This is a genomic window from Massilia sp. Root351, assembly GCF_001425045.1.
Lineage (GTDB): Bacteria > Pseudomonadota > Gammaproteobacteria > Burkholderiales > Burkholderiaceae_D > Rugamonas.
Map to the genome: position 1 here is coordinate 448,987 of NZ_LMDJ01000012.1, position 19,430 is coordinate 468,416.

The window sequence follows — 19,430 nt, forward strand, 5'->3', positions numbered from 1 at the left end:
AAACCATGCGACGCATCCTGCTGCTGGACGATGAAATGAACGTGCTGATGGCGCTGCAGCGCTCGATGCGTGCGCAGCTGAAGCACCTCGATCTGCAGACGGAAATCTTCACCAATCCCTTCGAGGCGCTGCAGCGCGTGTGCGTGTGCGACTTCGACGTGGCGATCTCGGACTACCACATGCCGCAAATGAGCGGCGTGGCCTTTCTGCAGGCGCTCAAGGATGTCGCGCCCAACACGGTGCGCATGATGCTGACGGCCTCCACCGAGTTCGAGACGGCCATCAGCGCCATCAACGAGGCGCACGTGTTCCGTTTCATCCCCAAGCCCTGGCAGCTGGCCGACCTGCAGGACAATATCGGCGAAGCGCTGGCCATGCGCGACCGTCTGCTGGCCGACCAGGCCGCGTCGCGGGCCCAGCCGGCCCGGGACGCCTCCCAGCTCACGCCGCAGGAACTGGAAGCGCAGCGTCTGGAGGCGGAGGAACCCGGCATCCTGAAGGTGAACCGGGCGCCGGACGGCTCGATTATCCTGTAGCGCTCAGCCCTTGGGCGGGTGCACCGGCAGCCGTATCGTGAAGCGGGTGCCCTTGCCCACTTCGGAAGCCACCTCGATGCGGCCGCCGTGCTTGTTGACGATGCCGTAGGACAGCGACAGGCCCAGCCCGGTGCCGCTGCCGACCGGCTTGGTGGTGAAGAAGGGTTCGAAAATGCGGTTCAGGTTTTCCGGCGGGATGCCGCAGCCCGAATCGCCCACCTCGATCCAGACCCAGCCGTTCTCGGCGCCGGTGCGCAAGGTGATGGTGCCGCGCTCCTTGATGGCGTGGCCGGCGTTGACCAGCAGATTCATGAACACCTGGTTCAGCTGCGAGGCCAGGCACTCGACCTGCGGCAGCACGCCGTACTGCTTTTCCACCGTGCACTTGTACTTGATCTCGTTGGCCACGATGTTGAGCGTGCTGTCCAGGCCGTGGTGCAGATCGGCCACCTGCCACTCGGTTTCGCCCACGTGCGAAAAATCCTTGAGCGCCTGCACGATGTCCTTGACGCGCTTGAGCCCGTCCATCGATTCCTTCACCAGCTCGGTGACGTCCTCGCGCAGAAACTCCAGGTCGGCCGCCTGGCGCGCCGCGCCGATGCGCGCCGCCAGCGCGGGCGGCAGCGGCTGCGCCGCCAGCGCCTGGTCGTAGGCATCGACCACGCCGAACAGGGTGCTCACGTAATTGCGCAAGGTGCCCATATTGGAATTGACGAAGCCCACCGGGTTGTTGATCTCGTGCGCGATGCCGGCCGCCAGCTGGCCGATCGAGGCCATTTTCTCCGACTGCAGCAATTGTTCGTGGGCCTCGCGCAGTTTGGCGATCAGGTCATGCTGGGCCTGCTCCATGTGCTTGCGCACGGTGATGTCGGTAAGCGAGCCGATCACCTCCAGCGGTGCGCCGTGCTCGTCGCGGATCAGGCGCAGGCTGTCGTGCATCCACAGGTAGGAGCCGTCGGCGATGCGGAAGCGGTACTCGTAGGCGCGCTGCCCTTCGGTGAAGATGCTGGCCAGGCTGGAGAAGATATTGGGCGCGTCGTCCGGGTGAATGTGGTCGAACCAGAAGTTGGGGTCGGCCACCATGTCTTCCGGCCGGTAACCCAGCACGTTGAGGGCGTTGTTGCTGACGAAGGTCATCTTGAAGTCGCCGCTGGGCACGGTGCAGTAGATGATGGCGGGCGTGTTGTCGACCAGGTATTGCAAGCGCACCAGCGGCGAGGCGGCCTCTGCCGCTGCGGCCGGCGCCACCGGGGCCTGTGTGAAAAAATCGAATTCCTCGAATTGCATGTCGCCACCCTTCCCGCGCGCCTAGGACATGCTTGAATTATGCTCTTTTCCTCGACGGAAAGCGCACCTTATGCCGGCCCCTACCAGCTTGCAATGGCGTAGGAACGGCGCGCCGCGCCGGGCCCGGCCGCCATCAGCGGGACCGGGCCGGGTTCCGGCAGCGGCGGCGCCGCCGGCTGGTCCAGCCAGGCGCGCGGATCGACCCGGTAGTACTTCATGAACTCGTCATAGAGGGCGGCGTGGCGGCCGGCCATCTGCCACGGCTTCTCGAAGAAGGTCTCGGTGGCGACGGCAAAAAACTCGGCCGGACTGGTGGCGCCGTAATGGTCGAGCACACTGTCCTGCCGGCCATAGTAGGCGTCGTAGCGCAGATTGTCGTAGTCGCGCGACAGAACCGCCGACCAGCTGCGGTAGCTGTCCTGGCTGCCCAGGTAGGGCGCACCGTTGGTGCTGCCCGATTCGCTGTCGAGCTGGTGCGCGAACTCGTGCAGCACCACGTTGTGGCCGTCGGTCCAGTCGCGGTAGCCGCGCTTGACGTCGGCCCAGGACAGCACCACGCGGCCGTCATCCCAGGACTCGCCCAGCAGCGTCTGCTTGTGGGCCGTGACCACCCCGCCGGCCTCCATTTGCTGGCGCGGCACCAGGAAGGCGCTGGGGTAGACCAGGATGGTGTGCAGCGCGCGGTACACCTTGCTGGGCCGGTTCAGCAGCAGCAGGCAGGCCTGGCCGGCGATGGTGTAACGCATCTCGTCATCCAGCTCCAGGCCCTCGCAGCCGACGAATTTCTTCTGGTGCAGGAACTGCTTGACCAGTTGCCGCAGCTGCTGCTGCAGCGCGGCGCCCATGCTGGCGTACACCGGGATATTGCGCTGCAAGACCGCTTCGGCGGCAGCCGGCAGCGGCCGGGCCAGTGCCCGCCGCAACCGCCAGCGCGGGTACAGCAGCGGCGCGGCCACTGCCAGCGCCAACACGGGTATCCACAACAATCCGTCCATAGTGCCATCCATAAGGAAACTTGTCCGCCTCAGGTGGGGTTCCTTTCCGACAATTCAATGCACAACAGCCGGAACGCATTCCGGCTGTTTGAGTGTAGCATTGCTGGCCGCACCAGGTGCGGCGCCCGTCTGGACGGGCGGCGGCTTTACGGCTGTGCCTTTTGCAGCGAGGTCGGCGCGCCGAACAGGGCTGCCACGAGCGGATCGCGGGTGACCGGGCCGCGGTTGACGCGGATCGCATAATGGGTGTCGTCGGCCAGGATATGGAAGTGGCGGCCGGCGCCGGCCATGGCCTGTTCCCGCAGGCTGGGGCGCTCCTTGCGCGGCGGCGCGCCTTCGCGCTTGGGCTGCACGATGGCGGCCAGGAACTGCTTCACGCGCTCAGGGTCGGGCGTCAGCTGGTAGACCGCCTTGCCCAGGTAGGTGGCGGTGCCTTCAATATAGCGGGCCAGTTCGATCACGCCGGCGTCGCGCAGGTCGCGGATGTATTTGCGGGCGCCGGAAGGCGAAAACTTGAGGAACCATGCAATCTCGTCGGCCAGCATTTCATGTTGCTGCAGCTCGGCGATCAACTTTTGCATGTTTTCGATGCGGCGCAGCGTAGCCGAAGTCGAACGCACCCGCTCAATGGGCGCCAGCGACAAGGCCTTGCGCTCAGGAATAGGACCGGGACGTTCTACCAGCGTCAGCCTTGGTTTGTCTGCCGCCTTGGCAGGCTCCATCATGGCGTGGCCGGAATTTTGGTTATCTCTGATTGCATGCATTTCATCACTCCTTATAACGATAGCCAGGATTGCGTGGCGAGGGGCCCGACTGCCTTGCAGGCCACGCATTCGTCTACTTCTGGGGTCTAGAATGCCGTGGCGGCCTGTTTTGGTCTGTGCGGCAACGAACATAAGTGAGCAATCGGTCAATAATGGGCCTTGCGGGGCCGCTTGGTGCGTTCGCGAACAGAGCAGTGCTGCGGGGGCCGCTACAGTGATTCCATCTTTACCAAAGAGAGGACTGATCATGAAAATTTCCATCCTGTTGGCCACCGTGGCCGCCGCCCTGACCCTGACCGCCTGCGAAAAAACCACTGTTAACAACCCGCCGGCGGTGGAAACCCCGGCGCCGGCCGCGGTGCCGGTTCCTGTGCCGGGCCCTCCTGGACCGCAAGGCGCACCGGGCGAGCCGGGCAAAGCCGGCGACACCCTGATCGTGGTGCCGGACGCTCCGAAACCTGCGGAAGAACCGGCGCCGCCACCACCTGCCCGCTAAATTCTGGGCTGGCCAAGTCACCAAGCTTGTTACTCTGCTACAATACCTACCGCGCCGCACCATTTATGGTGACGGCGCGGTTTCCATTGGACTGCGCAAACTGACGCCAGTTCACAGGCTGGACCGTCACAATTCGACAACACATTTGATGTAGCGCAAGAGTTTTGTGCGGTAGCGCACGGAGCTATTGAGCAAATGTCCATAAAGTCCAGTCCAACAGCTCAGCACCTAGCTGGAAACTTCGCTGTGTAGGCAGCACCACCCTCAAATAAAAACGGGAGTTACTTGTGAAAAAGACCAATAAAATTGCTATCGTTGCAGCCCTGATGTCGCTGGCCTCGTCCGCCGCTCTGGCGCAGGAAGCCGTGATCAACCCTAACTGGTACGTCCAGCCCAGCCTGAGCATCATGGACCAGGACTCGGACTTCGGCATCGACAAGAGCGGCCATGGCGCCGGCCTGAAGTTCGGTAAAGCCCTGAACCAGAACTGGGACATCCAGACCGGTTACACCTATGCCCGCAGCCGCGACAACGGCACCCGCTACCAGCAAGAAACGCTGGGCGTGGACGGCCTGTACCTGTTCTCGCGCAAAGCCGTGCGTCCCTTCCTGCTGGTCGGTATCGGCGCCGAGCGTTCGCGCACCAACCTGCGCAATGCCGCAGAGCGCGAAAAGAGCGCACCGTTCGTCAGCGCCGGCGTGGGCTTCCAGTCCGACCTGACCGACCGCCTGTCGCTGCAAGCCGACCTGCGCAACGTGCACGCCTTCGTGCGCGACAACGCTTTCCCGGGCGTGGGCGCCAACAGCAACAATGCTTACCTGAACTTCGCGCTGAACTACGCGCTCGGTCCTAAGCCAGTACCGGCAGCACCGCCGGCACCGGCGCCAGCGCCTGTGGCAGCACCAGCACCGGCACCGGTAGCGCCTCCTCCACCGCCGCCGCCAGCGCCGCGCTTCGAGAAGGTCACCATGTCGGCGACCGAACTGTTCGCCTTCGACAGCGCCAAGCTGAACCCGAACCAGCCTAAGCTGGACGAGCTGGCCACGCTGCTGAACAACAACCCATCCGTCGGCAACGTGACCATCACCGGCCACACCGACCGCCTGGGTTCGGACAAGTACAACCAGAAGCTGTCGGAACAGCGCGCCAACTCGGTCAAGGCTTACCTGACCGGTAAAGGCGTTGCCGCTGACCGCCTGAACGCCGTCGGCAAGGGCGAGTCCCAGCCAGTAGTACAGTGCGACAACAAGAAGCGCGCCGACCTGATCAAGTGCCTGGAGCCTAACCGCCGCGTGGAAGTCGATCAAGTGACCATCGAACGCCGCGTGAACTAATCGCACGGCCGGTCGTCTGACTGTTGGGAAAAGGGGCTTCGGCCCCTTTTTCTTTTTCGGAAGGAGATATTGCCATGAGACACATTCCGCCCAAGGTGAAGACGCTGCGCAGCGTGGCCGTCTGCACCGTCACCGAATGGCTGGAGCACCGCGCCAGCAGCAAGGGGGCAGCGCTGGCCTTCTACACCATGTTCTCCATCGCGCCCATCCTGGTGCTGGTGATCGCCATCGCCGGCGCCTTCTACGGCGAGCAGGCGGCGCAGGGCGAGCTGTTCGGGCAGCTGCGCGGCCTGGTCGGCCCGCAGGGCGCGGAAGCGCTGCAGGCCGTGCTGGCCGGCGCCCGCAACCAGGAAGAAGGCAAGCTGGCCACGCTGGTGGCGGGCGCCCTGCTGCTGTTCGGCGCCACCACCGTCTTTGCCGAACTAAAATCCAGCCTGGACGAAATCTGGCAGCTGCCGCCGCTGACGCAAGGCACCGTGTGGGACACCGTGCGCACCCGCCTGCTATCCTTCGGCATGGTGCTGGTGCTGGGTTTTCTGCTGATGGTGTCGCTGGTGGTAAGCGCCGCGCTGGCGGTGCTGGAGAAATACTGGCAGGGCTTGTGGAGCAGCGCCACGCTGGCGCTGTCGGTCATCAACTGGGCCATCGGCTTCCTGGTGATCGCCGCCATGTTCGGCGTGATCTACAAGCTGCTGCCGCGCATCGCGCTGTCCTGGCACGACGTCACCATCGGCGCGCTCGGCACGGCGGCCTTGTTCACCTTGGGCAAATACGGTATCGGCGCCTACATCGGCAACAGCGGCGTGGCCAACAGCTTCGGCGCTGCCGGCTCGCTGATCGCGCTGCTGCTCTGGGTGTACTACTCGGCGCAGATCTTCTTCCTCGGCGCCGAGTTCGCGCGCCAGTACGCGCTGCAGCTGGGCAGCCTGCGCCACCATCCGCGCGACGAGCACGGCAATTTGCTGCTTTAGTGCATGGCGTCCGGCATGCTGGCGGCAGCGTGCGTGATGTCGAGGCGGCCGTCCCCCAGGCAACCGGCGATGGCGACCGGCACCGCGCCGGGCCGCTTCACCGCGTGCAGGTGGAACAGCAGCTGGCCGTGCGCCAGTTCGCCCCAGCCGGCCATCACCAGTTCGCCGGAGCGCCGCTGCACCATCACGTGCACGCTGCACGCCAGCCCCGCCACCGGTTCCGCCAGCAGCAGATGGTCGACGCGCCAGTCCTCGTCGCCGATGGCGCGGGTGGCGACGGCGCCCAGCACGATCTTGTGCTTCAACAAGTCCGGCATGCGCTCCGGCGCCACGGCCTGGCGCGACACGCACACCACGTGCGCGGCCGGCCCATAGCGCAGGCATAGTAAATTCCGCTCGTCCAACTCCAGCCCCAGCCCGCTGTCCTGCAAGGCGGCCAGCACCGCGCGCGTCACCTGCGCGCCGGGCCGTTCAACCGGCAGCGCGTGGCCATCGCTGTCCGCCAGCGCCAGCAGTCCATCCGCGGCGGGAAAGGACAGTTCATTGCGTTCGACATTGCCAGGGGTGCCTTCAATCGGTGTAGTCATGTTTTCTCCGGTGGTTGCCATCAAAAAGGACGCAGCTGTTTTTATACGCCGCGGAGACCGGAATTTCAACTGCAGGAGTGGCTATTTTTTCTGATGAGCGCGGCGCGCAGCCGGCTATTCGCCGTCGCAGTAGAGATAGAGCTGCGACGCCGCCGCCTTGCGCAGCAGCGACTGGAACGCCGCGATGTCGGCCGGTTTGGCCTGTTTGAACAGGGCGTCGATGGCGTCCGCCAGCAGCCCGGCGTGATTGGGCGGCAGCTTGGTATTGTCGTATTCCGACATCCGCACTCCGGTCTGCCGCCGGAATGCGTCGAACACCGGCTGCAGCTGCTGCAATGCCTGCGCCGGCAGAACGCAGGCCGGGTCCCGGCCCTGCCCGGTTTCGATTTGTATGTGCAGCGGCACGGTGCTCTCCTGGCGATGATGGGCCACGGCAAGCGCCCTGCGCCCGAGTATACACGGGGCGCTACTCGCCCAGCAACTCCGCCACCACTTCCATGCCCTCGACGCGCTCGGCCACCACCTTGACGATGACGATCACCGGCACGCCCAGCAGCAGCCCCCACACGCCCCACAGCCAGCCCCAGAACAGCAGGCTGACGAACACGGCGGCCGGGTTCATGCGGGCGATGCGGCCCGTCATCCAGGTGGTGACGAAGGTGCCCACCAGGGTGGCGATGGCCAGCGAGGCGCCGGTCACCAGCAACACCATTTGCAGCGATTCGAATTGCAGGAAGGCCACCACGCCGGTGGCGCTGGTGATCAGCAGGGGGCCGAAGTACGGCATCAGGTGCAGCAGCCCGGCCACGATGGCCCAGGCGCCGGCGTTCTCCAGGCCGATGGCGCGCAGGGCCATCCACATCAGCAAGGCCAGCAGCAGGTTGGTCACCAGCAGCATGAACATATAGCTCTGGATGCTGCTGTTGATGTCTTCCAGGATGTGCACCGTCACCTTTTTCTTGCTCAGCGACGGCCCGGTCAGCTTGACCAGCTTGCGCTTGAAGGTGTCGCCCGCCAGCAGCAGGAAAAACACCAGGAAGATCACCATCGCGGCCTGGCTGACGAAGCCGGCCACCCCCATCGAGCCGGCCCACACCCAGTCGATCACCTTGATGCCGCCCTGCTCGGCCGGTATGGCCTTGCGCGGCGTGCGCTTGGCGCCGCCGGACGCGGCCTGCTCGATCTCGGTGGCCACGGCCTGGATGCGCTCGAGCGTGCTCGGTCCTTTGCCCAGCTTGTCGGACAGCAGGCGCGACAGTTTGTGCGTGACGGTGGGCAGTTCTTCGACGATGTTCTGGAATTCGCCGTGCAGCTTGTCGGCCGTGACGGCCGAGCCGAACAGGATGGCGGCCGTGACCAGCGTGGCGCCCAGCGGCCGCGCAATGCGGATGCGCTCCAGCCAGCACACCAGCGGATTGAGGGTATAAGCGATGAAGATGCCCAGCAGCAGGGGCACCAGGAAGTGCTTGGCCCATTGCAGCGCGTACAGGAAGGCGACGGTGGCGATTATGCCCAGCGCCAGGCCGCGCGCGTGCACGTGCAGCGGCAGGCGGGCTGCGGCGTCGGGCGGTATGGCGGGGGGAGTGTCTTGCGCAAGGTCCGGCTTGTCGGGCACCGGAACGGAAGGGGATGACGCCGCCGCATCCAGCGGTCGGCTTGCTGCATCGTCGGCGTGCATCATATGCTTTCGCTTGCCGGTGCCATCCCCGCAGGGACGGCGCCGGCCGCATGCTTACTTCACGCGGATGTCGTTCTTGACCGACTTCACGCCAGCCACGCCGCGCGCAATTTCGCCGGCCTTGGTGATGTCGCCTGGCTGGGCCACGAAGCCGCTCAGCTGCACGGTGCCTTTGAAGGTCTCGACATTGATCTCGGTCGATTTCAGCGTCGGCTCGTTGAAGATGCTGGCTTTCACTTTGGTGGTCAGCACGGTGTCATCGACGTATTCGCCGGCACCTTCTTTGGTCGGGGTGGAAGCGCAGCCGACCACAGCAAAGACAGTGGCGGCAGTAAACACGGCGGTGGCAAATTTTTGAGCGATCTTCATGGTGTTCTCCTTGGTTGGAAAGTGCTCAACTGAGCAGTCTGCAGTGTCACCCAGCCGCGCCGCGCCATCTGTACGCTAGCGTACACACCGTGATTTATTTTCTGCGTTTGCAACAAGCCCAGGCGCCGAAAGGCTTCGTGCGTCATCGCACAGACCCTTGCCGTCAGGCTGACTATGCTGTAAGCACACTTTCCAGGAGATCGACATGAAGACTACACAAACCGTCGCGGCACTGATGATCGCAGCTTCCACCCTGATCACCGGCTGCTCCAGCACCCCCGTCTCATCCACCAATTACTCCACCGCCAGCAACGACTCCACTCATGGGGTGATCGATTCGATCCAGATTGTCCGTCTCGATCCCGCCACCAGTGGAGTTGGCGCCGTGACCGGCGGCCTGGTGGGTGCGCTGGTGGGCAACCAGGTCGGCTCCGGCAGCGGCCGCACCGCGGCCACCGCCGCCGGCGCCATCGGTGGCGCACTGGTGGGCAACAGCGTCGAACGCAACCGCAACCAGCCATACGATGCCTACCAGATCACGGTGCGGCTCGACAACGGCGAATACCGCACCGTCAATCAGGACAGCGTGTATGACCTGCGCGTGGGCAACCGCGTGCGCATGGTCGATGGCCGCGTCTATCGCTACTAATACCATAACCCGAAGAAATCAAGGAGAACGCCATGGGCACCATTATCCTCATCGTACTGGTTCTGTTACTGATAGGCGCGCTGCCAGCCTGGCCGCACAGCCGCAACTGGGGGTATGCGCCCAGCGGCGTCACCGCAGTGATCGTGCTGATCCTGCTGTTCATGCTGTTTACCGGCCGGCTATGACTTTAGCCGGCCATAGGAGAACTCTATGAAACGAACTTTAGCCATTGCCACGCTAGCGGCCTGCTGCGCAGCGCAGGCGCAAGTCACGCCGCCCGAAGTGGCGGTCCAGCAAAAGCAGGAAATCAAGCGCGGCGATCCCGCCCGCTGGACCAGGGAAGACCGCACGCCCGCGCAGCAGATGGCCACGCTGCGCAAGGAAATCAACGCCGCGCTGGCAGAAGCGCGCGCCGAGTGCAAGCAGCTGGCGCAGCAGGAACGCGCCGACTGCATGAAGGAAGCGCAAGCCACCTACGCGGCGGACATCGGCAATATGCGCCAGCAGATCGCCAATGCCAACCACCCGCAGCAAGGCGCTTATGACACCAGCGGACAATGAAGCGATCCGCCGCGCCATGAAAAAACGCCGCGAACTTCGCGGCGTTTTTTTTGCTGCCAGGCAGGCAGCGCTACTTGCGCCTGGACAGCCAAAGGCCGGCCGCCAGGGCCGCCGCGCCGGCAAACAGCGCCGGCTTGACGAGGCGGCGACGCGCCACGAAGGCGCCCACCCGGATCGCGATGGGCAGCGCGCGCGTCAATCCCATGCCCTTCACCAGGCCGATGACGCCGGCCAGGCTGGCCAGGCCGCCCAGGCCGGCGGCTGCGCCCTGGCCATGCCCATCGGCGCCTGCCGGCGCACCGCCGCCGAACAGCCCGGCGAAGCGCTGCTGCACCGCGCCCAGCGCATGTTCGATGGCGCTGTGCACGATGGCGTCGGGACGCAGCGCATTGGCGACCTGGGCCTTGGCATGCACCACGCTGACGCGGTACAACTGGCCTTCCAGCACCAGCTTTTCCTTGGCGGCGGCCAGGGCCGCGTGTTCTTGCTTAGTCATGGACACTCCACATTACAACAGCCTGGTTACAGCAACATATCGCGGTCGCCTTGCAGCTCCGCCATCGTCATGGGCAATCCCAGCTTTTTCTGCCGCAGCAGGCCGCGCGCCATCATCACCAGCCACAGGGTGATGATGATGAACCCGGCGGCCAGGATCAGCAGGATTTTCCAGCCGATCGCTTCCCACGCCAGATAGACCACGGTGGCCGTGGTGAAGGCCACCGCGAACCAGCCGGCCACCAGCGCCAGCGCAAACACCACCGACAGCTGCACCAGGTGCTCGCGCACCTCGGACAGCTCCAGCGCAGCCAGTTCGATGCGCGACAGGATCAGCCGCGCCGTGTTGCGGCACACGCCGGCCAGCGAGCCGATCAAGCCAGGGGCAGGCGATGCAGGTTGCTCCATGTCAGCTCCTGGCACGGGCAATTACTTGCGGCCCAGGATCACACCCACCAGCAGGCCCACGCCAGCGGCCAGCGCGATCGAACGCCATGGGTTTTCCTTCACGTAGGCATCGGTCGACTGTGCCATTTGCTTGCCGGCCGCGACGGCGCTTTGCTGCGCCTCGTGGGCCTTGGCCAGCGCCGTGTCGAGCGCGCGCATGCCGCGGCCGCGCAGTTCTTCGGCCTTTTCGCCGGTCAGCGCGGTGGCTGCGGTGAACAGCGCCTGGGCGTCCTTGACCAGGGTTTTCACGTCGTTGTTCACGGTACTGATGTTATTTTCAAGCATGATGGACTCCTGTTGTTATGGTGGGTTAAACGTACTGCAAAAAAGAGGACTTGATTCGAGCGCTTACTCGAGCAGATCCCGCATATCGTCGGCGTGTTCCTCTTCGACTGCCATGATCTTGATCAACAATTGCCTGGTCGTCGGGTCCGAGTCGCCGATCTGCTCGATCATCTGGCGGTAGGACTCGATGGCCACCCGCTCGGCGATCAGGTTGGCGCGCACCATCGACTGCACCTCCCCAGACTCATCATACTCGGCATGGCTGCGATCGAGCAACGTTGCCGGATTAAAATCAGGTTGGCCGTTTAACTGAATGATACGCTCAGCCAGCCAGTCGGCGTGTTCCTGTTCCTGGACGGCATGCTCCAGGAACTCGGCCTTGACGCCGGCGTTGTCGCGTCCGGCCACTGTGTAGTAGTGGCGCTTGTAGCGCAATATGCAGACCAGTTCGGTCGCCAGCGCACCGTTCAACATCTTGATGACCGCTTCGCGGTCGCCCTTGTAGCCGGCCGTGACCGGGCCGTCCGACAGGTTTTGCGCTGCCGCGCGGATGGCTGCCGTATCGATGCCGGCGGGTGGGGATAATGTGGATTCAGCCATGACAGTTCCTTTTCAATGGGTTCATCGGCGCGAGTTCACCGGGCGGCCCGCATCGGACAGCACGATTTCCACGCGGCGGTTCAGCTGGCGGTTGCCGGCCGAGTCGTTGCCGGCCACCGGATAGGCTTCACCGTAGCCGCGGGTGGCCACGCGCGTGCCTTCAATGCCCATGGCCATCAGCGCGCTGCGCACCGCCTCGGCGCGCCGCTGCGACAGTTCCAGGTTGTGCGCCGAACTGCCGGTGCTGTCGGTAAAGCCCTCCACCATCACGCTGCGGTCCGGGTTCTGGGTCAGCACGTCGGCCAGCTTGCGCAGCGTGCGCTGGCCGCCTTCGGTCAGCACCGCCTGGTCGGTATTGAACAGCACGTCACCGAAGGTGATCACGATGCCGCGTTCGGTCTGCTTGGCCTGCAGGTCGGCCAGCTGGGCCGCCAGGGCGTCGGCCTTGGCTTGCGCGTCGCGCGTGGCGCCGGCCTGGGTCTCGGCCGCCATGCGGGCCGCCTCGGCTTGCGCCTGGGCCTGCTCGGCGCTGCGCTTGGCGTTCTCGGCCTCGGCGGTGCGCGCGTCCAGGCGGATCTGGTCGCGCTGGCGCGCCGCGTCCGCCACCTGGGCCTCGGCGCCCTTCTGCTTGGCCACTTCCTGCGCCACGCCGATGCGCTGCTTGGCGATATAGGCGAGCTTGTCCACCTCGGCGGCATCGTCCTTGCGGGCGGCCGCTTCATTGGCGCGGTCCAGCGCGGCCGTGGCCTGGCGGAATTCCACCGGCGCATACTGCGCCACCGCAGGGTTGTTCTGGGCGGCCATGTAGTCGCCGCGGGTCTGGTCCAGCAGGCTGGTGGTGGTGGGTGCGGAGCTGCAGGCGCCCAGTGCGATGGCCAGCGCCAGCGCGGCCGGTTTGAATATCATCTTCATGGTGGTCTCCCTGGATTATTTGACGGTGGTGGTGTTGGCGCGGTCCAGCTCTTCGCGCAGCACGCGGATGTTTTCCTGCAGCGCGTCGGCGGCGGCGGTGGCCTTGGCCGAGTTGGCCTTGCTCTGCGCCAGGCGGGCATCGGCCTGGGCCTGGGTGGCCAGGTCGCGCGCGGCCTGGTAATCCTTGGCGGCCAGCGCCTGGTTGGCGCGCAGCATTTTCTCGCGCGCCGACGTCATTTCAGCCGGGGCCAGTTCGGCCGCACCGGCGGAGGTGGCGTTCTCGACCGCCGCGCGCGAGACGGCGACATCGGCGGTAGCGGGGGCTTTCTGGCTGGCACAGCCGGCCAGCATCAGCAGGGCCAGGCCGCAAATGGCGGAGCTGTATTGGATACGCAGCGTAGCGTTCATTGTTTTTCTCCTTGAATGTATGAGGGGTATCGACGTTATAAGCGTTCTGGAGAACCCATTCAGTACGGTGCCGCACATTGCACCCGCCATGCGTGGTGTAGGCTGACGCCATGCTCTCTGTATGAAAGGCCGCCCCATGACCATGCCGCGCAGAACAAAAATCGCCCTCGCCATCGGCGGCACCGTGCTCGCCGTGCCCGCCGTCGCGCTCATCGTGCTGCTCAACTACGACTGGAACCGGGCCCGTCCCTGGCTCAGCGAAAAGACCAGCGAGGCCATCGGCCGCCCCTTCTCCATCGATGGCAACCTGGCGCTGACGTGGGAAAAACAAATCGTGCCGGAGCGCGAACGCAGCTGGCGCGACCGCCTGCCGTGGCCGCACCTGGTGGCGCGCGACATCCACCTGGGCAATCCGGCCGGCATGCAGCCGGCCGAGATGGCCAGCGTGGGCGAATTCTCCTTCTCGCTCAATCCCTTCGCCCTGCTCAACAAGCAGATCTCGATCCCGGTGCTGAGGTTCGAGGCGCCCACCGTGCTGCTGCAGCGCAGCGAGGACGGCCAGAACAACTGGACCTTCGAGAAAAAGGACAAGCCCTCGCCGTGGCGGCTGGATTTGCAGCGCGTGGTGTTCAACAAGGGCACCGTGCACTACAAGGACGCGCTGGCCAAGGCCGACGCCACCGCCGAGATCGACACCATCAATGCCGATCCCACCTACGGCGTGTCGTGGAAGCTCAAGGGCCAGTGGCGCGGCGCGCCGGTTAGCGGGCACGGCAAGGCCGGCGCGGTGCTGTCGCTGCAGCAGCAGGCCATGCCCTACCCGCTGGCGGCCGACGTCAACCTGGGCGGCACCCGCATCGCCATCGAAGGCACGCTGACCCGGCCCACCGCGCTGGCCGCGCTTGACGTGAAGCTGACCATGGCCGCGCCCAGCATGGCGCGCCTGTACGGCCTGACCGGCATCGTGCTGCCGGAAACGCCGCCCTTCACGACCTCCGGGCGCCTGAAAGCCACGCTGGGCAAGGACAGCGGCCACTACATCTACGACAAGTTCACCGGCAAGGTGGGCTCGAGCGACATCGGCGGCCACATGGAATACCAGCAGAAGCGGCCGCGCGGCTACCTGAGCGGCAACGTCGAGTCGCGCCTGCTGCAGTTCGCCGACCTCGGCCCGCTGGTGGGTGCCGACTCCAATGCCAGCAAGCAGGCGCGCGGCCTGCCCGCGGTGCAGCCCAGCGGCAAGGTGCTGCCGGTGGAGAAATTCCGCACCGAGCGCTGGACCAGCATCGATGCCGACGTCAAGTTCAAGGCCGACCGCATCGTGCGCGAAAAACAGCTGCCGATCGCCAACCTGGTGACCGACATCCACCTGAAGGACGGCGTGCTGGCGCTGACGCCGCTCAACTTCGACTGGGCCGGCGGCAAACTGGCCTCGAACGTCAAGCTCGACGGCAGCGGCCGCACCGACAAGAACGCCATCCGCGCCGAACTCAAGGCCAGCGCGCGCCACCTGAAGCTCAAGGAGCTGTTCCCCACGCTGGACGGCCTGAAGGCCAGCGTGGGCGAGATCAACGGCGACGCCTCGCTCAGCGCCACCGGCGACTCGGTGGCGACCTTGCTGGCCGCCTCCAATGGCGAAGTGAAGGCCTTGATCAACCAGGGCAGCATCAGCAAGCTGCTGCTCGAGCAGATGGGCCTGAACCTCGGCAACGTGGTGCTGACCAAGCTGTCCGGCGACAAGCAGGTCAAGCTCAACTGCATGGCGGCCGATTTCGCCGTCACCAACGGGCTGGCGCAAACGCGCGAATTCATCGTCGACACCGACGACGCCGTGATCGACGTGAACGGCAGCGTCAACCTGGCCAGCGAGCAGCTGAACCTCACGCTCAAGCCCGACAGCAAGGGCTTGCGCATCTTCACGCTGCGTTCGCCGCTGTACGTCACCGGCACCTTCAAGAACCCGGACGTGAGCGTGGACAAGGGCACGCTGGCCCTGAAGGCGGGCGGCGCGGTGGCACTGGCGGTCGCGGCGGCGCCGGCGGCGGCGCTGCTGCCCTTGATCAACACCGGGCCCGGCAAGGACAGCGACTGCGGCAGGCTGCTGGCACAGGCGCGCAGCAAGCCGGTGGCGCCGCCGCCCGGCAAGACGCTCAAGGGCCGTCCGGCGCGGAAACAATAAGTAACACTTATGCCGTCGCCGGCACGCATCACCGTGCGATGGCGAACAGAACATCTTGCTGAGGGCGGTTAATCTGGCCGTGTTGCAAGCGCCTTATGCCACTCGTACCAGGCGCAATTTTTCAAGGAGCAAAGATGAAAACTCTGCAATCCCTTCCCGCCCTGCTTGGCGCGCTGATGCTGGCCGCCACGGTCGGCTGCGCATCGACGCCCACGGCTGAAAGCACCGGCGAGTACATCGACGATACGGTGCTGACTGCCAACGTCAAAGCCGCCATGGTGAACCAGCCGGAGCTGAATGCATCGGAAATCAACGTGGAAACCTACAAGGGCACGGTGCAGCTGAGCGGCTTCGTCTCCTCGCAGGCGGACATCGACAAGGCAGTGGCAGCAGCCCGCAGCATCAACGGCGTGAAAAGCGTTACCAACGACATGCGCCTCAAATAAAGGAGAACATCATGAACTACATTAAACACCTCGCGGCCGTTGCCGCCATCCTGTCCCTGAGTGCTTGCGCGGGCATGTCCCAGCAAGATAAGAATACCGCGGTCGGCGCGGCCGTGGGCGGCGTGGCCGGCTCCGTGCTGACCGGCGGCAGCGCAGTCGGCACCGTCGGCGGCGCTGCGGTCGGTGGCGTGATCGGCAACCAGGTCAACAAGCCGCCGCGTTAAGCCATCCCATCCGCGTCAGCAAAAAGGACTTCCGAGGAAGTCCTTTTTTGTTGCGGCCCGCCTTGCGGGATCACAGGAACACGTTGGCCATGCCGATGCTGCCGGTGTCCTTCACCATTTCGTAGCAGCGGCAGGACACCGCCTCCAGCCCGGCCGAGTCGAGGATCTCGATATTGCCCCGGCTGTAGGTGATCAGCTTCTGGTGCTGCAGCGCGCTGGCGGCCTTGGTCACGCCGACGCGGCGCACGCCCAGCGCGTGCGCCAGGAACTCATGGGTCAGGTGGAATTTCTCCGACTGCAGGCGGTCGCGCGTGATCAGCAGCGAACGCGCCAGGCGCGCCTCCAGTACATGGAAGCGGCTGCACACGGCGATCTGGATGGCCTGCGCCAGCAAGGTGTCGGTGTAGCGGTACAGCAGGCGCTGCAAGGATTCCATGCGCGCGAACTCGGCGCAGAAGTCGGCCGCGTGGATGCGGCTTGAATGGCCGGCGCGCTGCACCACCGCGCGCACCTGCGCCAGCTCGTGCCCCAGCGCCACCGACGAGCCTATCATGCCTTCGCGCCCGACCGAGCCCACTTCCAGCGTCATGCGCCCTTCCGCCACCGCCAGCAGCGAAATCAGGCTGTCGCTGGGAAAATAGATGTACTGGATGGCCTGGCCCGGCTCGTAGAGCACGTCGCCCACGTCCGAATGCACCTGCTCGCACAGCGATTCCAGGTGCAGCAAATCGTCTTCGGGCAGGCTGGCCAGCAGCCGGTTGCCATAGTCGGGCGGCGGCATGCTGCTGTGGGCGGTGGCGAGGGTCAGGTCCATGGGGGGCGACAGTTAGCTTTTCTTCATCATGAAATGAAGGGTAGCGGCATTGAATTTCCCTGTATGTACGCTGACGCACTGAACTAGCCGCCCGGCGCGGCGAAAATCCCGTGCATCAGTCTGCAAAGGAAAACAAAATGAACACCAACTCCGTCCGTACCAACCATCCGCTGCTGCTCATCGCCGCCATTGCCGTCATCCTGTTCTGCAGCGTGGGCATCGCCGCGCTGATGGGCTGGCTGCCCAACTCCACCGGCAATCCTGCGCCGCAGCAAGTGGCCGCCGCCGCGCAGGCGCAGCAGCCGTCCAGCGACGGCGCGGCAGTGTCCTATCCCGGCTACCATCCCGGCCCCGGACCGGGCTCGAGCCTGACGCCGGTGCCGCCGCCGGCCAGCGCCGCCTACGCCGACAACAGCGCCGAAGCGGAGCGCGTGCCGGAACGCGCCTATGAACGCGCGCCCGAAGCGCAGCGCGTGGCGGCCGAGCCGGCCGTCTGCAAGAGCTGCGGCGTGGTCGAATCGGTGCGCGAAGTGACCACCCGCGCCCAGGGCAGCGGCCTGGGCGCGGGCGCCGGCGCCGTGGTGGGCGGTTTGCTGGGCAACCAGATCGGCGGCGGCCACGGCCGCCAGCTGGCCACCGTGGCCGGCGCGGTAGGCGGCGCCGTGGTCGGCAACCAGGTGGAAGGCAATATGCGCGCCACGCGCAGCTACACCATCAAGGTGCGCATGGACGACGGCAGCCACCGCACCTTCCACCGCAGCGCGCCCAACTGGCAGCAGGGCGAACGCGTGCGCGTGGTGAAAGGCGAATTGCGGCACGGTTAAAACCACGCTGACAGCGCGTAGCAATGAAATAACACTTTATGTACGGCACCGAACAGAACACGCGCCACCAAGCGCCGATACTGACAACTCCTAAATCAACATTGAGACGAGAGGGCCACTATCATGCTATATACCATCGCTGTTGTACTCATCATCCTCTGGCTGCTGGGCCTGGTTACTTCCTATACCATCGGCGGCTTCATCCACATTCTGCTGGTAGTGGCTATTATTATGATCTTGCTGCGTCTGATAAGCGGACGCGGCATTTAGCCTAAGGAGTGTCCATGAACCAAATCAGTAACAACGGCAGTAAAAAAGCCCTGGCCGGCGCGATGGCGCTGGCCATCGCTCTCGCCAGCACCGGCTGCGCCGATATGTCCGCCACCCAGCGCGGCACGGCCACCGGGGCCGGCGCGGGCGCCGCCCTGGGCGCCCTGATCGGCGGCACCACCGGCAGCCACAGTAGTGGCCGCACTGCCGGCGGCGCGCTGATCGGCGCGGCGGCCGGCGCCGTCATCGGCAATATCTGGTCCACCCGCATGGAGAACCAGAAGCGCGCCATGGAACAGGCCACGCAGGGCACCGGGGTTCAAGTGAGCAAGACCGACGACAACCGCCTGCGCCTCGAAATTCCCAGCGATATTTCCTTCGATACCGGACGCGCCGACATCAAGTCGAACTTCCGTCCCATCCTGGACCGCTTTGCCACCACCCTGAATGAAAACCCTGCCGCCACGGTCAGCATCATCGGCCATACCGACAGCACCGGCAGCGACGCCATCAACCAGCCCTTGTCGGTCGACCGCGCCTCCAACGCGCGCGACTACCTGGCTGCGCGCGGCGTCTCGCCGACCCGCATCGTGGTCGAAGGCAAGGGCTCGCGCGAACCGATCGCCTCCAACAACGACGACAGCGGCCGCGCCCGCAATCGTCGCGTGGAAATCTTCGTAGCGGAACCGCAAAGCCGAGGCTGATGCGGTATGCTGGCGGCTACGTTTAACGGGAGCCGCCATGCCATCCACTCGCAAGCTATGCCACATCCTCCCGGCCGCAGTCATTGCGGCCGCTTTCATTTTGCCCGCGTCGGCGCAGACCATCCGCCCCGGCCTGTGGGAAATCAACAATAAGGTCAGCAACGCCAAGGGCGGCAACGCCAATGCCCTGGCCGAGGCGCAAAAGCAGCTCGCCGCCCTGCCGCCCGAACAGCGCCAGATGATGGAAGCCATGATGGCCAAGCAAGGCATCGCCCTCAGCGGCGGCGCCGACGGCGGCATGAAAATCACCTATTGCGTGACCAAGGAAATGGCCGAGAAGAAGGAACTGCCGGCCGGGCAACAAGGCGACTGCAAAACCAGCCACACGCCGATACCCGGCGGCATGAACATCAGCTACACCTGCACCAATCCGCCCTCGAGCGGCAGCGGCCAGGTGCTGTTCCAGGGCGACAGCGCCTACACCATGCGCATGAATATGTCCGGCACCGTGCAGGGCAAGCAGGAGAGCATGACGGTCGACAGCACCGGCCGCCTGCTCAGCCCCAACTGCGCCGCCAGGAAATAAGCAGGCCGC

The 19,430-nt window shown here is 65.1% G+C and carries 28 protein-coding genes; 14 read left to right on the forward strand and 14 right to left on the reverse strand.

The features are described 5' to 3' along the window. Positions 1–5: 5 nt before the first annotated feature. Positions 6–536: a response regulator gene (locus ASD15_RS15020; RefSeq protein WP_057155767.1), complete on the forward strand. Its 531-nt coding sequence runs from the start codon at positions 6–8 to the stop codon at positions 534–536. 3 nt (positions 537–539) lie between these two features. Here the strand turns inward: ASD15_RS15020 and ASD15_RS15025 are convergent, their stop codons facing one another. The 3 genes from ASD15_RS15025 to ASD15_RS15035 all read right to left on the reverse strand — a co-directional run bounded on the left by ASD15_RS15025 (position 540) and on the right by ASD15_RS15035 (position 3,540). Continuing rightward, positions 540–1,823 (reverse strand): ATP-binding protein, encoded by a 1,284-nt coding sequence (locus ASD15_RS15025; RefSeq protein ID WP_057155768.1) that lies wholly within the window; start codon positions 1,821–1,823, stop codon positions 540–542. Positions 1,824–1,903: 80 nt separating this feature from the next. Then, the gene (locus ASD15_RS15030) at positions 1,904–2,818 is read right to left on the reverse strand and encodes a zinc-dependent peptidase (protein WP_057156093.1); all 915 of its coding nucleotides are present in this window, start codon (positions 2,816–2,818) and stop codon (positions 1,904–1,906) included. Between the two features lie 146 nt (positions 2,819–2,964). Next, complete coding sequence (locus tag ASD15_RS15035) at positions 2,965–3,540, reverse strand: winged helix-turn-helix domain-containing protein (RefSeq protein WP_057156094.1); 576 nt, start codon at positions 3,538–3,540, stop codon at positions 2,965–2,967. Positions 3,541–3,829: 289 nt separating this feature from the next. Here ASD15_RS15035 and ASD15_RS15040 point away from each other — a divergent pair, with 289 nt between their 5' ends. The 3 genes from ASD15_RS15040 to ASD15_RS15050 all read left to right on the forward strand — a co-directional run bounded on the left by ASD15_RS15040 (position 3,830) and on the right by ASD15_RS15050 (position 6,383). Next, a complete protein-coding gene (locus ASD15_RS15040) occupies positions 3,830–4,078 on the forward strand; it encodes a hypothetical protein (protein ID WP_057155769.1) in 249 nt (82 codons plus the stop codon). A 287-nt stretch (positions 4,079–4,365) separates the two neighbouring features. Further along, positions 4,366–5,412 (forward strand): OmpA family protein, encoded by a 1,047-nt coding sequence (locus ASD15_RS15045; protein WP_229418193.1) that lies wholly within the window; start codon positions 4,366–4,368, stop codon positions 5,410–5,412. Between the two features lie 74 nt (positions 5,413–5,486). After that, entirely contained in the window at positions 5,487–6,383 is an 897-nt protein-coding gene (locus tag ASD15_RS15050; RefSeq protein WP_057155771.1) for a YihY/virulence factor BrkB family protein, read from the forward strand. On the opposite strand, the gene ASD15_RS15055 is transcribed toward ASD15_RS15050, so the two are convergent. From ASD15_RS15055 to ASD15_RS15070, 4 genes are all read right to left on the reverse strand, one after another. Next, the gene (locus ASD15_RS15055) at positions 6,380–6,970 is read right to left on the reverse strand and encodes a hypothetical protein (RefSeq protein ID WP_057155772.1); all 591 of its coding nucleotides are present in this window, start codon (positions 6,968–6,970) and stop codon (positions 6,380–6,382) included. The two genes, ASD15_RS15050 and ASD15_RS15055, sit on opposite strands and share 4 nt — an antisense overlap. Before the next feature lie 114 nt (positions 6,971–7,084). Then, complete coding sequence (locus ASD15_RS15060; protein WP_057155773.1) at positions 7,085–7,375, reverse strand: hypothetical protein; 291 nt, start codon at positions 7,373–7,375, stop codon at positions 7,085–7,087. A gap of 61 nt (positions 7,376–7,436) precedes the next feature. Beyond that, positions 7,437–8,651: an AI-2E family transporter gene (locus ASD15_RS15065; protein WP_229418194.1), complete on the reverse strand. Its 1,215-nt coding sequence runs from the start codon at positions 8,649–8,651 to the stop codon at positions 7,437–7,439. 51 nt (positions 8,652–8,702) lie between these two features. Further along, positions 8,703–9,017 carry a BON domain-containing protein gene (locus ASD15_RS15070; RefSeq protein WP_057155774.1) on the reverse strand — a complete coding sequence of 105 codons (315 nt, stop codon included), beginning with the start codon at positions 9,015–9,017 and terminating at the stop codon, positions 8,703–8,705. Positions 9,018–9,222: 205 nt separating this feature from the next. Between ASD15_RS15070 and ASD15_RS15075 the strand changes: the two genes are divergently transcribed. From ASD15_RS15075 to ASD15_RS15080, 3 genes are read left to right on the forward strand one after another with little or no spacing between them, the layout of a single operon-like run. Further along, entirely contained in the window at positions 9,223–9,666 is a 444-nt protein-coding gene (locus tag ASD15_RS15075) for a glycine zipper 2TM domain-containing protein (RefSeq protein ID WP_057155775.1), read from the forward strand. 32 nt (positions 9,667–9,698) lie between these two features. Further along, positions 9,699–9,851, forward strand: a complete 153-nt coding sequence (locus ASD15_RS31735; protein WP_082551849.1) for a DUF3309 domain-containing protein — start codon at positions 9,699–9,701, stop codon at positions 9,849–9,851. 25 nt (positions 9,852–9,876) lie between these two features. Beyond that, positions 9,877–10,227 carry a hypothetical protein gene (locus ASD15_RS15080; protein WP_057155776.1) on the forward strand — a complete coding sequence of 117 codons (351 nt, stop codon included), beginning with the start codon at positions 9,877–9,879 and terminating at the stop codon, positions 10,225–10,227. 70 nt (positions 10,228–10,297) lie between these two features. Here ASD15_RS15080 and ASD15_RS15085 read toward each other — a convergent pair whose 3' ends face one another. The 6 genes from ASD15_RS15085 to ASD15_RS15110 form a co-directional block, all read right to left on the reverse strand. Then, positions 10,298–10,723: a hypothetical protein gene (locus ASD15_RS15085; RefSeq protein ID WP_057155777.1), complete on the reverse strand. Its 426-nt coding sequence runs from the start codon at positions 10,721–10,723 to the stop codon at positions 10,298–10,300. Between the two features lie 26 nt (positions 10,724–10,749). Beyond that, complete coding sequence (locus ASD15_RS15090) at positions 10,750–11,130, reverse strand: phage holin family protein (RefSeq protein ID WP_057155778.1); 381 nt, start codon at positions 11,128–11,130, stop codon at positions 10,750–10,752. A gap of 21 nt (positions 11,131–11,151) precedes the next feature. After that, positions 11,152–11,454, reverse strand: coding sequence for a YqjD family protein (locus tag ASD15_RS15095; RefSeq protein ID WP_057155779.1), 303 nt, complete (start codon positions 11,452–11,454; stop codon positions 11,152–11,154). 63 nt (positions 11,455–11,517) lie between these two features. Beyond that, positions 11,518–12,054: a bacterioferritin gene (locus tag ASD15_RS15100; protein ID WP_057155780.1), complete on the reverse strand. Its 537-nt coding sequence runs from the start codon at positions 12,052–12,054 to the stop codon at positions 11,518–11,520. A gap of 21 nt (positions 12,055–12,075) precedes the next feature. Further along, complete coding sequence (locus tag ASD15_RS15105; RefSeq protein ID WP_057155781.1) at positions 12,076–12,966, reverse strand: OmpA family protein; 891 nt, start codon at positions 12,964–12,966, stop codon at positions 12,076–12,078. Between the two features lie 15 nt (positions 12,967–12,981). Continuing rightward, positions 12,982–13,374, reverse strand: coding sequence for a DUF4398 domain-containing protein (locus ASD15_RS15110; RefSeq protein ID WP_057155782.1), 393 nt, complete (start codon positions 13,372–13,374; stop codon positions 12,982–12,984). 121 nt (positions 13,375–13,495) lie between these two features. On the opposite strand from ASD15_RS15110, the gene ASD15_RS15115 reads away from it, so the two are divergent. The 3 genes from ASD15_RS15115 to ASD15_RS15125 all read left to right on the forward strand — a co-directional run bounded on the left by ASD15_RS15115 (position 13,496) and on the right by ASD15_RS15125 (position 16,223). Then, a complete protein-coding gene (locus ASD15_RS15115) occupies positions 13,496–15,553 on the forward strand; it encodes an AsmA family protein (protein WP_229418195.1) in 2,058 nt (685 codons plus the stop codon). Positions 15,554–15,687: 134 nt separating this feature from the next. Then, complete coding sequence (locus ASD15_RS15120) at positions 15,688–15,999, forward strand: BON domain-containing protein (protein WP_057155784.1); 312 nt, start codon at positions 15,688–15,690, stop codon at positions 15,997–15,999. A gap of 11 nt (positions 16,000–16,010) precedes the next feature. Then, positions 16,011–16,223: a glycine zipper 2TM domain-containing protein gene (locus ASD15_RS15125; protein ID WP_057155785.1), complete on the forward strand. Its 213-nt coding sequence runs from the start codon at positions 16,011–16,013 to the stop codon at positions 16,221–16,223. A gap of 70 nt (positions 16,224–16,293) precedes the next feature. Here the strand turns inward: ASD15_RS15125 and ASD15_RS15130 are convergent, their stop codons facing one another. Next, positions 16,294–17,037: a Crp/Fnr family transcriptional regulator gene (locus ASD15_RS15130; RefSeq protein ID WP_057155786.1), complete on the reverse strand. Its 744-nt coding sequence runs from the start codon at positions 17,035–17,037 to the stop codon at positions 16,294–16,296. Positions 17,038–17,174: 137 nt separating this feature from the next. On the opposite strand from ASD15_RS15130, the gene ASD15_RS15135 reads away from it, so the two are divergent. The 4 genes from ASD15_RS15135 (at position 17,175) to ASD15_RS15145 (ending at position 19,421) form a co-directional block, all read left to right on the forward strand. After that, positions 17,175–17,861, forward strand: coding sequence for a glycine zipper 2TM domain-containing protein (locus tag ASD15_RS15135; protein WP_057155787.1), 687 nt, complete (start codon positions 17,175–17,177; stop codon positions 17,859–17,861). 123 nt (positions 17,862–17,984) lie between these two features. Beyond that, complete coding sequence (locus ASD15_RS32335) at positions 17,985–18,131, forward strand: lmo0937 family membrane protein (protein ID WP_157200948.1); 147 nt, start codon at positions 17,985–17,987, stop codon at positions 18,129–18,131. Between the two features lie 14 nt (positions 18,132–18,145). Then, complete coding sequence (locus ASD15_RS15140; RefSeq protein WP_157200949.1) at positions 18,146–18,835, forward strand: OmpA family protein; 690 nt, start codon at positions 18,146–18,148, stop codon at positions 18,833–18,835. 37 nt (positions 18,836–18,872) lie between these two features. Further along, entirely contained in the window at positions 18,873–19,421 is a 549-nt protein-coding gene (locus ASD15_RS15145) for a DUF3617 domain-containing protein (protein ID WP_057155788.1), read from the forward strand. Positions 19,422–19,430: the final 9 nt, after the last annotated feature.

Bases quoted from the DNA above. Each gene is read 5' to 3' on its own strand.
- ASD15_RS15020 (WP_057155767.1), top strand. From the start codon at position 6: ATGCGACGCATCCTGCTGCTGGACGATGAAATGAACGTGCTGATGGCG.
- ASD15_RS15025 (WP_057155768.1), bottom strand. From the start codon at position 1,823: ATGCAATTCGAGGAATTCGATTTTTTCACACAGGCCCCGGTGGCGCCG.
- ASD15_RS15030 (WP_057156093.1), bottom strand. From the start codon at position 2,818: ATGGACGGATTGTTGTGGATACCCGTGTTGGCGCTGGCAGTGGCCGCG.
- ASD15_RS15035 (WP_057156094.1), bottom strand. From the start codon at position 3,540: ATGGAGCCTGCCAAGGCGGCAGACAAACCAAGGCTGACGCTGGTAGAA.
- ASD15_RS15040 (WP_057155769.1), top strand. From the start codon at position 3,830: ATGAAAATTTCCATCCTGTTGGCCACCGTGGCCGCCGCCCTGACCCTG.
- ASD15_RS15050 (WP_057155771.1), top strand. From the start codon at position 5,487: ATGAGACACATTCCGCCCAAGGTGAAGACGCTGCGCAGCGTGGCCGTC.
- ASD15_RS15055 (WP_057155772.1), bottom strand. From the start codon at position 6,970: ATGACTACACCGATTGAAGGCACCCCTGGCAATGTCGAACGCAATGAA.
- ASD15_RS15065 (WP_229418194.1), bottom strand. From the start codon at position 8,651: ATGATGCACGCCGACGATGCAGCAAGCCGACCGCTGGATGCGGCGGCG.
- ASD15_RS15070 (WP_057155774.1), bottom strand. From the start codon at position 9,017: ATGAAGATCGCTCAAAAATTTGCCACCGCCGTGTTTACTGCCGCCACT.
- ASD15_RS15075 (WP_057155775.1), top strand. From the start codon at position 9,223: ATGAAGACTACACAAACCGTCGCGGCACTGATGATCGCAGCTTCCACC.
- ASD15_RS31735 (WP_082551849.1), top strand. From the start codon at position 9,699: ATGGGCACCATTATCCTCATCGTACTGGTTCTGTTACTGATAGGCGCG.
- ASD15_RS15080 (WP_057155776.1), top strand. From the start codon at position 9,877: ATGAAACGAACTTTAGCCATTGCCACGCTAGCGGCCTGCTGCGCAGCG.
- ASD15_RS15085 (WP_057155777.1), bottom strand. From the start codon at position 10,723: ATGACTAAGCAAGAACACGCGGCCCTGGCCGCCGCCAAGGAAAAGCTG.
- ASD15_RS15090 (WP_057155778.1), bottom strand. From the start codon at position 11,130: ATGGAGCAACCTGCATCGCCTGCCCCTGGCTTGATCGGCTCGCTGGCC.
- ASD15_RS15095 (WP_057155779.1), bottom strand. From the start codon at position 11,454: ATGCTTGAAAATAACATCAGTACCGTGAACAACGACGTGAAAACCCTG.
- ASD15_RS15100 (WP_057155780.1), bottom strand. From the start codon at position 12,054: ATGGCTGAATCCACATTATCCCCACCCGCCGGCATCGATACGGCAGCC.
- ASD15_RS15105 (WP_057155781.1), bottom strand. From the start codon at position 12,966: ATGAAGATGATATTCAAACCGGCCGCGCTGGCGCTGGCCATCGCACTG.
- ASD15_RS15110 (WP_057155782.1), bottom strand. From the start codon at position 13,374: ATGAACGCTACGCTGCGTATCCAATACAGCTCCGCCATTTGCGGCCTG.
- ASD15_RS15115 (WP_229418195.1), top strand. From the start codon at position 13,496: ATGAAAGGCCGCCCCATGACCATGCCGCGCAGAACAAAAATCGCCCTC.
- ASD15_RS15120 (WP_057155784.1), top strand. From the start codon at position 15,688: ATGAAAACTCTGCAATCCCTTCCCGCCCTGCTTGGCGCGCTGATGCTG.
- ASD15_RS15125 (WP_057155785.1), top strand. From the start codon at position 16,011: ATGAACTACATTAAACACCTCGCGGCCGTTGCCGCCATCCTGTCCCTG.
- ASD15_RS15130 (WP_057155786.1), bottom strand. From the start codon at position 17,037: ATGGACCTGACCCTCGCCACCGCCCACAGCAGCATGCCGCCGCCCGAC.
- ASD15_RS15135 (WP_057155787.1), top strand. From the start codon at position 17,175: ATGAACACCAACTCCGTCCGTACCAACCATCCGCTGCTGCTCATCGCC.
- ASD15_RS32335 (WP_157200948.1), top strand. From the start codon at position 17,985: ATGCTATATACCATCGCTGTTGTACTCATCATCCTCTGGCTGCTGGGC.
- ASD15_RS15140 (WP_157200949.1), top strand. From the start codon at position 18,146: ATGAACCAAATCAGTAACAACGGCAGTAAAAAAGCCCTGGCCGGCGCG.
- ASD15_RS15145 (WP_057155788.1), top strand. From the start codon at position 18,873: ATGCCATCCACTCGCAAGCTATGCCACATCCTCCCGGCCGCAGTCATT.